Raw genomic sequence first — 13,439 nt, 5'->3', positions numbered from 1 at the left:
ACGGCCCGCAATGGGCTGATGCCAAAATTGCGGGCCGGGTCGATTCAGGGGTGCATAGGCTCAGGCAAACAGCTCTCGGCTGAATTGCAGGCCGTCGACAAGGGCGTCCACCTCGGCCTTGGTATTGTACATGCCAAAGCTGGCCCGCGCCGTGGCGGTGGTGCCAAAGAAATCCATCAGCGGCATGGCGCAATGGCTGCCGGCGCGCACGGCGATGCCGCGCTTGTCCAGAATTGTGGCCACGTCATGGGCATGCGCGCCGTCCATGGTCATCGAGAAGATCGCCCCCTTGTCGGGCGCATCCCCCTGGATATGCAGCCAGTTCAACTCGCGCAGGCGCTCGCGCGCATAGTCGCGCAGAACCTTTTCATGGGTGGCGATGTTTTCCATGCCCAGACCCATCATGTATTCCAGCGCCACGCCCAGACCGATCTGGTTGACGATGCCCGGCGTGCCGGCCTCGAATTTCAGCGGCGCATCGGCATAGTCGACGCCGTCACGCGTCACCGTGCGGATCATGTCGCCGCCGCCCATGAAGGGGCGCATCTCGGCCTGCCTTTCGCGGCGGATCCAAATCGCGCCCGAACCCGAGGGGCCGTAAAGCTTGTGGCCGGTAATGGTATAGAAATCGACGCCAAGCGCGCCCACATCCACCGGCAAATGCACCGCCGCCTGACTGCCATCAACCAGCACCGGAACATCGGTTCCGCGTGCGATCGCGCCCACATCGACGACCGTGCCGGTCACGTTCGACATATGCGTGACCGCGATCAGCTTGGTCTTCGGCCCCACGGCGCCCAGTACCTTTTCAGGCGGAAGCGAGCCGTCGGGTTCGGGCTCGACCCATTTCAGCACCACGCCCTGCCGTTCGCGCAGGAAGTGCCAGGGCACGATGTTGGCGTGGTGTTCCAGAACCGACAGCACGATCTCGTCGCCGGGCTGAAAACGGGGGCCCGCCCAGCCATAGCTGACCAGATTGATCGCCTCGGTCGCGCCCGAGGTAAAGATCACCTCGTCCTCATGCGGGGCGTTCAGAAAGCGGGCGATGATGCCGCGCACGGCTTCGTATTTTTCCGTCGCCAGGTTGGACAGATAGTGCAGGCCTCGATGGACATTGGCGTATTCGCCCTCATAGGCGCGGGTGATGGCGTCGATCACCACCTTGGGCTTCTGGGCACTGGCGCCATTGTCCAGATAGACCAGCGGGCGATTGTTCACCTGCCGCGACAGGATCGGGAAATCGGCGCGAACGGATTCGACATCGAAGCTCATGGGGATACCTCTGCGGGCAGTTCCGGCATCAGGCCGAGGGCACCGGCCATTACCGTCAGGAAGATCAGCGTCACCAGCGTCGCGCCCAGAAGGCCCAGAAAGACCAGTGCCGCGCTGGAAAAACCATGCAGCGCCTTGATCATCTGAACGCTCAGCCAGACGACAAGGACAAGGGCCACGATGCCCAGAATGCTGCCAAGGAAGGGGAAGACCAGCATCAGGACGATCTGCGCCGCCTGCGCGGACATCAGCAGGAATTCAAGCCAGATGACGATCAGCAGCGCGTCCGGGAAATCGCCCACCCCGCCAAAGCTGCGGCCCACGGTGGCGATCAGCCAGGCGGTCAGCACCATGCCGGCCGTTTGCAGCGCCACCCGTGCCATCGGCGACAGGACCGGGATGCTCAAACCGCCATCGGCCAATGCCGGGAACAGCCGCACCGCCAAGGTGCCGAGGATCGCCGACAGCGCCACCACGACCAGCAGCGCCATCCAGCGCGCCTGCATCGGCAGGTCGAGCGATTGCAGCTGACGCACCGCCAGCGCCGGATTGCGGACCGAGTTTTGCGTCAGGATCAGCAGATCATTCAGTCTCATGCCGGCCTCGAAAGGGCGCGCAGGCCCGCGCCCCAGATGAACAAAAAGCCCAAGCCCGCAACCAGGCGGGTCAGGGACAGCGGTGCACCGGGGCCGATCAGCCCCTCGACCAATCCCGACAGCAGCATTGCGGGCGAGATTGCCAGCAGCGCCCAGAACAGCGCCAGCCGCGAATCCTCGCCCTCAAGCCGCCAGGGTGTCAGCCGCGACGCAAATGCCACCAGCGAAGCGACCGCATAGGCCACCAGCGGCATCATCAGCAGCACCGCTGTCAGCGCGCCGGCCATCCGGCCGGCCATCGGCACGGCCGGATCCAGCGCCGCGGCGCGGGCGTGACCGGGGGCCTGCGCGATCAGGAAGACCAGCATCGCCCCCATCAGCACCGCCAGCATGGCGCCTTCGGACATTGGCGACAGCTCGCGCACGACCTGTCCGGGCCGGCGCCAACTGGCCAGAACGCGGGGCGCGATCCCCGCGCTTATGCGTGCCTTGTCAGCCATGCGTCCAGACGTTCGCTGATCTGTTCGCGCAGGCTTTCATCCTCGACCTCGGCCAATGCGTCCGCGAGGAACGACAGCACCATCAGCACAATGGCGCGCCCCTTGGGCACCCCGCGCGAGCGCAGGTAGAACAGCACCGTTTCGTCAATCGCGCCGGTGGTCGAGCCGTGGCTGCATTGGACGTCATCGGCATAGATTTCCAGTTCCGGCTTGCCCAGAAACTGGCTGTCTTCGTCCAGCAGCAGCGCCTGGCTGATCTGATAGCCGTCGGTTTTCTGCGCGCCGGGCTGGACCAGAATCTTGCCCTGGAAAATGCCCTTGGCGCCGTTTTTCAGCACCTTTTTGAAGACCTGACGCGATTCCCCGCGTTCGGCCCCATGGGTGATGAAAACGGTGTCGTCATGGGCGAAATCGCCGTTCTTGCCATCGCCCAGCACCGCGCCCGCGATATGGGCCACAGCGTCATCGCCAACGATGTCGATCACCGCCTCGTGGCGCATCAGCGTACCGTTCAGCGACAGGTTGAAGGACTTGAACAGCGCCTTGGCGGCGACGCGGGCAAAGATCCCGCCCCAACCCAGCTTCTGATAGCCCGCGCGCTTGGCGGTGATATGGTGGAAGCTGCCGCCTTCGCGCACGTCAACCTCGATCACATAGTTCGAGCGGGCGCCGGTCATGCCGGTTTCCAGAACCGTGACCTCGGCCCCCGGTTCGACCACAATGACGTGGTGGAAATAGACATCGGCGCTGTCATCGGCGCGGCGGTGGATCAGGTGGATCGGACGCGAGGGCTTGCCGGTCACCCGGATCAGCGCGCCATCGCGCGCCACAGCCGTGTTCAGCGCGCCGAAGGGACGCGCCACGCGGGTCTGGCCTTCGGCCTCCAGCGTGCCATAGACATCGGCCGCCCAGTGCCCGGCCTGCCCTTCGGCGGCGGCCAGCGTGTCGATCTCGACGCCTTCCAGCGCCAGATCGTCCGAGGCAGCGGCGTCAAACACCCCGTCCACGAAGACCAGCCGCAGCCGGTCCAGATCCTCGAACAGCGGCCCGTCCGGCCCGCTATCGGCGATGTCCATGGGCGCAGGCACAGCGGCGTTGAAGGCCGACGGGTCGGTATAGCGCCAATATTCGTCGCGACCGCGCGGCAGGCCCATCTTTTCAAAGCGTGCCAGCGCCGCCTTGCGCGCCGGTGCGGTAAAGCCGCCCGCCGGCAGATCCAGCGCCCCCAGCCGGGCGGCAAGGCCCGGATCGGCCGCCCCCGCCTCGTGGGTCAGAACTGCGGTATCCGCCATCAGCCTGCCTCCGCCGCGAGGATGTCGGCATAGCCGTTCTTTTCGACTTCCAGCGCCAATTCAGGCCCACCGGTGCGGACGATCCGGCCATCGGCCATGATATGGACCACGTCGGGCTGGATATGGTCCAGCAGGCGCTGATAGTGGGTGATGACAAGGAAGCTGCGATCAGGCGCGCGCAGAGCGTTCACGCCCTTGGCCACCAGCCGCATCGCATCGACGTCCAGACCGGAATCGGTCTCGTCCATGATGCACATCTTCGGCTCCAGCATGGCCATCTGCAGGATCTCGTTGCGCTTCTTTTCGCCACCTGAAAAGCCGACATTGACCGGACGCTTCAGCATATCGGCGTCGATATCCAGCGATTTCGCCTTTTCGCGAACGACCTTCAGGAAATCGGCGGCGGACAGTTCTTCCTCACCCCGCGCCTTGCGCTGTGCGTTCACGGCGGTGCGCAGGAAGGTCAGGTTGCCGACGCCGGGGATCTCGACCGGGTACTGGAAGGCCAGGAACAGGCCGGCGGCGGCGCGTTCCTCGGGCTCCTGCTCCAGCAGGTCCTCGCCGTTCAGGGTCGCCTCGCCCTCGGTCACCTCATAGCCGTCGCGGCCCGAAAGCACATAGGACAGCGTAGATTTGCCTGAGCCGTTCGGCCCCATGATGGCATGAACCTCGCCCGCCGGAACTTCCAGCGTAACACCCTTGAGGATCTGCTTGCCCTCGTCTTCAAGCTTGGCGTGCAGGTTTTCAATTTTCAGCATTTTGTTCCTCAGTCGATCGTGACGGCGGTGCCAGAGGCCGACACCATCAGCATGTTGTTGATGACCTCGTAATCGAGATCGACGCCCACGACCGCATTGCCACCAAGCGCGGCAGCGCGGTCTTGCATTTCGTTCATCGCGGTCGAACGGGCTTCAGCCAAAGCGCCTTCGTAGCTGGCCGAACGCCCGCCGACGATGTCGCGAATACCTGCGAACAGGTCACGAAAAATATTCGCTCCGATAATCGTCTCGCCGGTGACGACGCCGTGATAGGCGGCGATCCGGCGCCCCTCGACGCTGGGGGTCGTGGTGACGATCATTGACGACCTCTGGCAAGAAGCCCCGCAATAAATTCCGCCAGCAACGTGAATACCAAGGCAGCCAGCCCTCCCTTGAAAGCAGTATAGCTTCCTTGGGCCCAGAGACCGGCGCTTGCATAGACGCCTACCGCAGCCATGGCGGGGACGATCAGCTTTCGGAGATTATCCCGCCTCATCCGACGGAGCCTTCCAGCGAGATCGCCACCAGTGACTGCGCCTCCATGGCGAACTCCATGGGCAGGGCCTGCAGCACGTCGCGCACGAAGCCGTTCACGATGACCGCGACCGCCTGTTCCTCGTCCATGCCGCGCTGACGGCAGTAGAACAGCTGTTCGTCATCGACCTTGGAGGTCGTCGCCTCATGCTCGACCCGGCTGCTGTTATTCTTCACCTCGATATAGGGCACGGTGTGGGCACCGCATTTATCGCCGATCAGAAGCGAGTCGCATTGCGTATAGTTGCGGCTGTTGGTCGCGCGCGGGTGCATCGACACCAGCCCGCGATAGGTGTTCTGCGCCTTCCCGGCCGAGATTCCCTTGGACACGATGCGCGAACGCGTATTCTTGCCCAGATGGATCATCTTGGTGCCGGTATCGGCCTGCTGCATGTTGTTGGCGATGGCGATGGAATAGAACTCGCCCGAAGATTCCTCGCCCCGCAGGATGCAGGACGGGTATTTCCAGGTGATCGCCGAGCCGGTTTCCACCTGCGTCCACATCACCTTGGCGCGGGCCTCGCGGCAATCGGCGCGCTTGGTGACGAAGTTGTAGATGCCGCCCTTGCCTTCTTCATCGCCGGGGAACCAGTTCTGGACGGTCGAGTATTTCACCTCGGCATCTTCCAGAATCACGATCTCGACGACGGCAGCGTGCAGCTGCGCAGTGTCGCGCTTGGGCGCGGTGCAACCTTCCAGATAGCTGACGTAAGACCCTTTATCTGCGATGATAAGCGTCCGTTCGAACTGCCCGGTATTTTCCGCATTGATGCGGAAATAGGTCGACAGTTCCATCGGGCAGGTCACGCCCGGCGGGATATATACGAAGCTGCCATCCGAAAACACGGCGCTGTTCAGCGTCGCATAGAAGTTGTCGGTCGGCGGCACGACGCTGCCCAGATATTTCTTCACCAGATCGGGATATTCCCGGATCGCTTCGGAAATCGAACAGAAGATCACGCCCGCTTTCTTCAGCTCGTCCTTGAAGGTGGTGCCGACGCTGACCGAATCGAAAACCGCGTCGACGGCGACCTTGCGGCCTTCGGACGGGGTTTCGCCAGCACCTTCGACGCCGGCCAGAATCATCTGTTCCTTCAGCGGAATGCCCAGCTTTTCATAGGTCGCCAGCAGCTTCGGGTCGACCTCGTCCAGCGATTTCGGCTTTACTTCCATGCTTTTCGGACGGGCATAGTAATATTGTTCCTGAAAATCGATTTCAGGATAGTTCAGCATCGCCCATTTGGGTTCCTGCATGGTGACCCAGCGGCGATAGGCCGCCAGACGCCATTCGGTCATCCATTCGGGCTCTTCGTTCTTCTGGCTGATCAGACGGACGATATCTTCGGAAAGGCCCTTGGGGGCGTATTCCATCTCGATTTCCGTGTCCCAGCCATATTTGTAGCTGCCCATATTGGCGACGGTCTCGACCGTCTCACGGTCAACACCCTCACGCACCTCAAGATCGGTGGTCACGTTCATCCTTTGTCCTTCCTTCGGCTGGGCAGTAGCCTAGCCATTCCTGCCGCGCCAGCGTGAATACGCGGTTTCCCACGCATCCGCAAATCGGTTGATCTGATCGTCACCCAAAGCCGGGCTTATGGATACGCGGATCGCCGATTGCGCGGTACTGTCATCAAAACCCATCGCCTGAAGCGTGCCGCTGGCCCGGATCTTGCCCGAAGAACAGGCCGATCCCGCTGACACCGCAAATCCTGCCAGATCCATCTGCATGACCTGCGTTTCACCCTTCCAGCCCGATGTAAGAATGCAGGTCGTATTCGGCAAGCGCCGTGCATCTTTTCCTGCAATGACGGCACCGGGGGCCGATGCCAGCAAACGCGCCTCTAACGCGTCGCGGCGGGCGGCGACCTCATCCCACAGACCGGCTTCCAGATCGCGCTGCGCGGCAACGGCTGCCGCCGCGAATCCCATGATCCCGATCATATTTTCGGTGCCGCCACGGCGACCCTGTTCCTGTCCGCCGCCGCGGATCAGGGCGGGAACCTCTGTCCCTTTCTTCACGATCAGCGCGCCGATACCTTTCGGGCCGCCCAGCTTATGCGCGCTGACGAAACCGGCGGTAACACCCAGCCAATTGAACGCAAAGGGAATTTTTCCGAACGCCTGCGTCAAATCGCTGGAGGCCAGCCCCTCGGGCAGCGACTGAATCACCCCGGTTTCGTTATTTGCCAGTTGCAGGCTGGCGCGGCTGGGGTCCGGCACGGTCACGATCCCATTGCCGTCCACGGCCAGATCCGCGTCACACCATGCCTTGATGGCGCTGTGTTCGACCGCCGCGCAGGAAACGCCCTGCCCGGCCAGAACCATCGCCGCCGCCTCGGTCGCGCCCGAGGTGAAGATCACATCCGCCCCTTCCGCGCCAAGCGCCACGGCGACCTGTTCGCGCGCGCGTTCCATCGCCATCTTGGCAGCCCGCCCTTCGCTGTGGACGGACGAGGGGTTGCCCTCCATCTCCATCGCGGCGCGCATCGCTGCCTTGCTTTCTTCGCGCAGCGGCGTGGTCGCGTTCCAGTCCAGATAGGTTCTCACCGCAAGGCCTCCGCGATTCGCCCGGCCAGCTTCTTCGCTACCTCGTCCTTGCCCATGCGGGGCCAGCTTTCCGCCCCCGCATCCGAGATCAGCGTGACCGTGTTGTCCTTGCCGCCAAACGTGCCGCTCCCGGTCGAGACGTCATTGGCCACGATCCAGTCGCTGCCCTTGCGCTTGCGCTTGGCGGTGGCATTCGCAACGACGTCATTGGTTTCCGCCGCAAAGCCCACGACCAGACGCGGGCGTCGGGCGGCCAGTTTGCTGATCCATGCCAGGATGTCCGGGTTTTCCGCAAATTCCAGCGTCGGGAACTGGCCGCTGGTATCTTTCTTGATCTTGCTGCCGGCGGCATTGGCGACTTTCCAATCCGCCACAGCCGCCGCCATCACCGCCGCATCAGCCGGCAGCGCGGCCTCGACCGCGGCGCGCATTTCGTCGGCGGTTTCAACCGGGATCACCGTCACGCCCTCGGGCGGCGCAACGCTGGCCGGGCCGGTGACAAAGCTGACTTTCGCACCCAGATCGCGCAGCGCGGCCGCAATCGCCGTCCCCTGCGCGCCCGATGAACGGTTCGAGATATAGCGCACCGGATCAATCGCTTCCTGCGTCGGCCCCGAGGTCACCACGACATGCCGACCGCTCAGCGGTCCCACCGCGACATTCGGCCCAAGGCGCAGCGGCGCGGGCCGCGCGGGGTTGGGTGACGTCTCTGGCAAGGTCAGCGGCCGCGCGCCGCCTTCGGCCGCCAATGCCTCGCGAATGGCCGCGACAATCGCCGGCGGCTCCGCCGCGCGACCGGGGCCAAACTCACCGCAGGCCATATCGCCGTCATCGGGCCCCACGACCAGAATGCCGTCGCCCTTTAGAACTTCCAGGTTCCGCTGCGTCGCGGGATGCAGCCACATGCGCACATTCATCGCCGGCGCGATCAGCACCCGCTTGTCCGTCGCCATCAGCAGGGTCGAGGCCAGATCGTCCGCAATCCCATTCGCCATTTTCGCCATCAGGTTCGCCGTGGCGGGCGCCACCACCACCAGATCAGCGTCGCGCGACAGCTGGATATGGCCCATCTCTGCCTCGCGCGTCAGATCGAACAGGTCGCGATGAACGTCCTCGGCCGCCAGCGCCGCCACCGAAAGCGGGGTCACGAATTCCTCGGCCGCGCGGGTCAGGACCGGCACGACGCGACACCCCTCGCGCCGCAGATCGCGGATCAGGGTCAGGGACTTATAGGCCGCGATGCCGCCGCCAATCACCAGAAGAATACGGCTGCCCTGCATCGGCGCCTCCATGACTGCTGTATCCCGCAGATATGCGACCAAACCCCGAACGGCAAGGAAACCCGTCCATGCAGATGTTAACCATTCTTTAAGCAGGCGCGGCCTAGCTTGCCCCGAAAAGAGGTTAACATGGTCGCCATCGCTTACACGGTCGCCTTCGAGGGGGTCGAGGGCCGTCTGGTCGAGGTGCAGGCCTCGGTCGGCGCGGGGCTGCCGGGTTTCGCGATTGTGGGCCTGCCCGACAAGGCCGTGTCCGAGGCGCGCGAACGCGTGCGTTCCGCCTTTGGCGCGCTGGCAATCGCGCTTCCGTCAAGGCGGATCACCGTGAACCTCTCGCCCGCCGATCTGCCGAAAGAAGGGTCGCATTTCGACCTGCCCATCGCGCTTGCGGTGCTTGCGGCGCTGGAAATCCTGCCGGCCGAGGCGCTGTCGGATCTGGTTTCACTGGGCGAGTTGGCCCTTGATGGCCGGCTGGCCCCGGTCACCGGCGCCCTGCCCGCCGCCATGACCGCGGCCGAGGACGACCGCGCCCTGATCTGCCCGGCAGCCTGCGGCCCCGAAGCCGCATGGGTCGGCACAGTGCCCGTCTTCGCCGCCAGCCACTTGCGCCACGTCATCGACCACCTGACCGACCGCACGCCCCTGACCCGCGCCCAGCCGGGGCAGGCTGCCCAACCCGCATCCCGCAGCGACCTGCAAGAGGTGAAGGGCCAGGAACGCGCCAAACGCGCGCTGGAAATCGCAGCGGCAGGCCGGCACCACCTGATGATGGTCGGCCCACCCGGCGCCGGTAAATCCATGCTCGCCGCCCGCCTGCCCGGCCTGATGCCGCCGCTGACCCCGGCCGAGGCGCTGGAAACCTCGATGATCCATTCCCTCGCCGGGCTTCTGAAGGACGGCGGCATTCCGCGCCATGCCCCCTATCGCGACCCGCATCACACGGCCTCGATGGCCGCACTTGTCGGCGGCGGGCGCGGCGCGAAACCGGGCGAAATCAGCCTCGCCCATAACGGCGTGCTGTTCCTGGACGAGTTTCCCGAATTCTCGCGTCAGGTGCTGGACACCCTGCGCCAGCCCATCGAGACCGGCGAAATCACCGTCGCCCGCGCCAACGCCCATATCCGCTATCCTTGCCGCTTCCTGCTGGTCGCTGCAGCCAATCCCTGCCGCTGCGGTTACCTGGCCGATCCGGCCCGCGCCTGCGCCCGCGTCCCCAACTGTGGCGAGGATTACCTCGGCAAGATCTCCGGCCCGCTGATGGATCGCTTTGACCTGCGGATCGAGGTGCCCGCCGTAAGCCTCGACGACCTCGACCTGCCGCCGGCGGGCGACCGCTCTGCCCAGGTCGCAACGCGCGTCGCCGCAGCGCGGGACCGCCAAAGCGCCCGATTCACCCGGTTCGACCTTGGCCCGACGGGGCCGCGCTGCAATTCGGAAACCCCACCCGCGCTGCTGGAACAGATCGCCCAGCCCGACCCCGACGGCCGCGATCTGATTCGCCGCGCGGCTGATCGGCTGGGCCTGACCGCGCGCGGCTATCACCGCGTTCTGCGCACCGCGCGCACCATCGCAGATCTGGACGAAAGCCCTGACGTGCGGGGCGAACATGTCGCCGAAGCACTCAGCTATCGCCTGCCTTTTGTCGCCGGCGGGTGAGGCGGTGAAAGGATAGAAGGGGGGGGACACCGACACTGTGCGGAGTCATTTCGCCCGCATCACTAAGCACTGCGCCTGCGGAAAGGTAATAGCTGCTCGGGGCCATATCGACACCAGATGCCCTTTGCCCACGTGCCGCAGGACGGAGAAACTCGCGCAGCACCAACCGCTGTCCGAGGCGCCAGTCGAGCGCAGTCAACTGTATATGCTGATCGTCGCTGCCACCCGATGCAGGACCACAAAACACTTTTTTCGACCAGTCGTCAGGACACCACGACCCGCGAGGTTCGTATTTGCAGCCGATTGGACTCGTCACCCTGCAATTCGGCGGACCTGAACCGCCCGTCTCAATTGCGTCGCACTGCATGAGCCCCCTCCACCGCACGGGCAAGAGTGGCCTTCAAATGAGAGAATAACCAGAGTGAACCGCTGACGCGCGCGAGTTGGGTGACGTCAGAGAGCGCCGCCTCAAAGCGAACCGCTCGGATGCACAGCTGCAACAGGGCGAATGCGGCAGCCTTCGCCCTGCTCAATGCAGCTTAATGCCTATCAGCCCTGCCGCGCGGCAACCTTGCGCTCAATAGCATCCCAAATCGCTGCAGCGCCGTTCACACCGTCGAAACGCTCCAATTCCTGCAGGCCCGTTGGCGAGGTGACGTTGATTTCGGTCAGCCAGCCGTCAATCACGTCGATACCAGTGAACAGCAGTCCCTTTTCGCGCAAGGTTGGACCGATTGCGGCGCAGATTTCCCGCTCGCGCGGTGTGAGCCCGGTCTTTTCCGGTCGGCCACCGACATGCATGTTCGACCGCGCCTCGCCTTGGGCGGGGACGCGGTTGATGGCGCCGATCGGCTCCCCGTCAACCAGAATGATGCGCTTGTCGCCGCTCTTGACCTCCGGCAGGTAACGCTGTGCGATCACCGGCTCGCGATTGATCCCGGCGAACTGTTCCATCAGCGAGGACAGATTCGGATCGTCAGGACGCAAATGGAACACCCCCGCGCCACCGTTTCCGTAAAGAGGCTTGACGATGATATCGCCATGGGCCTCGCGGAAGGCACGGATCTCAGCCACGTCACGCGTGATCAGGGTTTCGGGCGTGAGATCGGGAAAATCCAGCACCATCAGTTTTTCGGGGCTGTTGCGAACCCAGAACGGATCATTGACCACCAGAGTGTCGTCGCGGACCCGGTCCAGCAGATGGGTCGAGGTGACATAGCCCATATCGAAGGGCGGATCCTGACGCAGCCAGACGACATCAAATTCTTTCAGATCGACAACCGCCCAGTCGCCGAAATCCACGTGATTGCCCTGCTCGCGGCGAAGGGTAACCGGGCGGCCACGCGCATAAACTCGGCCCGCGCGATAGGTCAGCCGATCAACCGTATACTGGAAAAGCCTGTGACCGCGCGCCTCGGCCTCAATGCCGATGCGAAAGGTGCTGTCTGCATCAATGGCCACATCTTCGATCGGGTCCATCTGCAGGGCGACATAAAGGCTCATGGCGGCATCCTCTGTTTTGCCGCGTTGTCGGACGTTATGCGCCGCAGATCAAGCCGCGATGGTGCCGGCCCTATTGCTCCCAAAAGGCATTCTCGATGATTTCGATCCGGCCGAACTGGTCAACCAATGCCGCGTCCAGTCGCATGTCCGTCAATTGGCCAGTCGGCAGAGTGCCACAGAACTCACAGGCGGCTCGACAGATTCGGTCCATCTGGCGTCGCGTCAGACGATCGGCGGCGCGGGAAAAATCCCGCGATGCCTTTACCTCGACGAATATATACTGGCCGTCGCGCCGCAGGATCATGTCGATTTCCCCGGCCTTGCCGCGCCAGCGCATCTGAACCAATTCATATCCGGCACGCCGGTAATGATCGGCGACCGAAGCCTCGGCCATCAGGCCCGCCTGATATGCTGTCCGACCACGAGCACGACGCGCATTAGAGACGCACGGCAAGGATTGTGCAGGCGCAGTCTGCGGAAGCACCACAGGTGTGACGGGAACCCGATCGAAATCAAAGCAGAGCTGCATCAGCGATCCTTTCCCAGCGACAGGGCCAGTTGATAGGCATCCCGCCGCGCAATTCCGAACTGGTCCGAAACGACGGCGGCGGCGTCGCGAACGGACATTTCTTCCAGCAGCGCCGCAAGCGCCGCTTCTACATCGGCCTCGTCGACGACCTGCGCGGCCGGCCGGTCCAGCAGCAGGACAACTTCGCCCTTAACGCCACCATCTGGAATGCGGGCGGCGATTTCAGCAGCGGTCCCCCGCATGACTTCTTCGAACTTCTTGGTCAGTTCCCTACACAGGACAGTATGACGATTCGGATCAATCTCGCATAAAATTCCCAAGGTTTGCTTAACGCGTCTGGGGCTGTCGAAGATAATCGCGGTCGCGTCGGTGGCGGCGACCTCGGCCAGCCAGCTCCGGCGGGCACCCAACGCCTGCGGGGCGAAACCCGCGAACAGAAAGCGATCACTGGGAAGGCCTGCAGCCGTCAGCGCCGCCAGCGCGGCAGACGCGCCCGGGACCGCGTGCACGCGTCCGCCTGCCGCTACGGTTTCACGTGCCAGGCGAAATCCCGGATCGGCAACCAGCGGTGTTCCCGCATCCGAGCAATAGGCAACAGATTTGCCGGCACCCAGCGCCTCGACCAGCGGTCCACCCTGACGGCCCTCGTTATGGTCGTGATAGGCGATGATCCGCCTGCCACGCAGGGGCACGCCGTGAATGTCCATCAGGTGGCGCATGGTCCGCGTATCCTCGGCCGCCAAAACGTCCGCCGCATTCAGCACATCCAATGCGCGCAGGGTGATGTCGCGCGCAGCGCCGATCGGGGTCGCAACAAGATACAACCCCGGATCAAGCCGGGGCGCCTCGATCCGGGCGGGAAGCGGTCGGGGGGCGTCGCTTTGGTCGGTCACGTCAGGCTCGCTTGGTTGGCCCTGCGTTGCCAAGGCAGGGTGTTGTGAATAGGCTGCGGCGCAAAGCCACAACAAC

The 13,439-nt window shown here is 64.0% G+C and carries 13 protein-coding genes; 1 reads left to right on the top strand and 12 read right to left on the bottom strand.

From position 1 onward, the window contains the following. Window positions 1–60: 60 nt before the first annotated feature. The 9 genes from G7044_RS13300 to G7044_RS13260 all read right to left on the bottom strand — a co-directional run bounded on the left by G7044_RS13300 (window position 61) and on the right by G7044_RS13260 (window position 8,782). The gene (locus G7044_RS13300; RefSeq protein ID WP_166329649.1) at window positions 61–1,272 is read right to left on the bottom strand and encodes a cysteine desulfurase; all 1,212 of its coding nucleotides are present in this window, start codon (window positions 1,270–1,272) and stop codon (window positions 61–63) included. Then, window positions 1,269–1,868: a YIP1 family protein gene (locus G7044_RS13295; RefSeq protein WP_166329647.1), complete on the bottom strand. Its 600-nt coding sequence runs from the start codon at window positions 1,866–1,868 to the stop codon at window positions 1,269–1,271. Before G7044_RS13295 ends, G7044_RS13300 begins: the two co-directional genes overlap by 4 nt. Then, the gene (locus G7044_RS13290) at window positions 1,865–2,368 is read right to left on the bottom strand and encodes a hypothetical protein (protein ID WP_166329645.1); all 504 of its coding nucleotides are present in this window, start codon (window positions 2,366–2,368) and stop codon (window positions 1,865–1,867) included. The genes G7044_RS13295 and G7044_RS13290 overlap by 4 nt, the downstream gene beginning before the upstream one ends. After that, window positions 2,347–3,660, bottom strand: a complete 1,314-nt coding sequence (locus G7044_RS13285; protein WP_166329643.1) for a SufB/SufD family protein — start codon at window positions 3,658–3,660, stop codon at window positions 2,347–2,349. Before G7044_RS13285 ends, G7044_RS13290 begins: the two co-directional genes overlap by 22 nt. Then, complete coding sequence (gene sufC, locus G7044_RS13280) at window positions 3,660–4,418, bottom strand: Fe-S cluster assembly ATPase SufC (RefSeq protein WP_166329641.1); 759 nt, start codon at window positions 4,416–4,418, stop codon at window positions 3,660–3,662. The genes G7044_RS13285 and sufC overlap by 1 nt, the downstream gene beginning before the upstream one ends. Window positions 4,419–4,426: 8 nt before the next feature. Next, complete coding sequence (locus G7044_RS13275; protein ID WP_166329639.1) at window positions 4,427–4,738, bottom strand: heavy metal-binding domain-containing protein; 312 nt, start codon at window positions 4,736–4,738, stop codon at window positions 4,427–4,429. Window positions 4,739–4,910: 172 nt separating this feature from the next. Then, the gene (gene sufB / locus G7044_RS13270; protein WP_166329637.1) at window positions 4,911–6,431 is read right to left on the bottom strand and encodes a Fe-S cluster assembly protein SufB; all 1,521 of its coding nucleotides are present in this window, start codon (window positions 6,429–6,431) and stop codon (window positions 4,911–4,913) included. Window positions 6,432–6,461: 30 nt separating this feature from the next. Continuing rightward, on the bottom strand, window positions 6,462–7,502 hold the full coding sequence (locus G7044_RS13265; RefSeq protein WP_328803857.1) for a cysteine desulfurase family protein: 1,041 nt from the start codon (window positions 7,500–7,502) through the stop codon (window positions 6,462–6,464). Then, complete coding sequence (locus G7044_RS13260) at window positions 7,499–8,782, bottom strand: bifunctional phosphopantothenoylcysteine decarboxylase/phosphopantothenate synthase (protein ID WP_166329635.1); 1,284 nt, start codon at window positions 8,780–8,782, stop codon at window positions 7,499–7,501. The genes G7044_RS13265 and G7044_RS13260 overlap by 4 nt, the downstream gene beginning before the upstream one ends. Window positions 8,783–8,911: 129 nt before the next feature. Between G7044_RS13260 and G7044_RS13255 the strand changes: the two genes are divergently transcribed. Continuing rightward, window positions 8,912–10,438: a YifB family Mg chelatase-like AAA ATPase gene (locus tag G7044_RS13255; protein ID WP_166329633.1), complete on the top strand. Its 1,527-nt coding sequence runs from the start codon at window positions 8,912–8,914 to the stop codon at window positions 10,436–10,438. Between the two features lie 549 nt (window positions 10,439–10,987). On the opposite strand, the gene gshB is transcribed toward G7044_RS13255, so the two are convergent. From gshB to rsmI, 3 genes are all read right to left on the bottom strand, one after another. Beyond that, window positions 10,988–11,941, bottom strand: coding sequence for a glutathione synthase (gshB, locus tag G7044_RS13250; RefSeq protein WP_166329631.1), 954 nt, complete (start codon window positions 11,939–11,941; stop codon window positions 10,988–10,990). Window positions 11,942–12,011: 70 nt separating this feature from the next. Further along, the gene (locus tag G7044_RS13245; protein ID WP_166329629.1) at window positions 12,012–12,470 is read right to left on the bottom strand and encodes a YraN family protein; all 459 of its coding nucleotides are present in this window, start codon (window positions 12,468–12,470) and stop codon (window positions 12,012–12,014) included. After that, window positions 12,470–13,363, bottom strand: coding sequence for a 16S rRNA (cytidine(1402)-2'-O)-methyltransferase (gene rsmI, locus G7044_RS13240; RefSeq protein WP_407947408.1), 894 nt, complete (start codon window positions 13,361–13,363; stop codon window positions 12,470–12,472). Before rsmI ends, G7044_RS13245 begins: the two co-directional genes overlap by 1 nt. Between the last annotated feature and the right edge of the window lie 76 nt (window positions 13,364–13,439).

Origin of the sequence: Paracoccus xiamenensis (assembly GCF_011308835.1) — a bacterium.
Classification (GTDB): Bacteria; Pseudomonadota; Alphaproteobacteria; order Rhodobacterales; family Rhodobacteraceae; genus Paracoccus; species Paracoccus xiamenensis.
The sequence above is the reverse complement of the archived record's forward strand: the minus strand, read 5'-3'. Positions and strand labels throughout refer to the sequence as shown.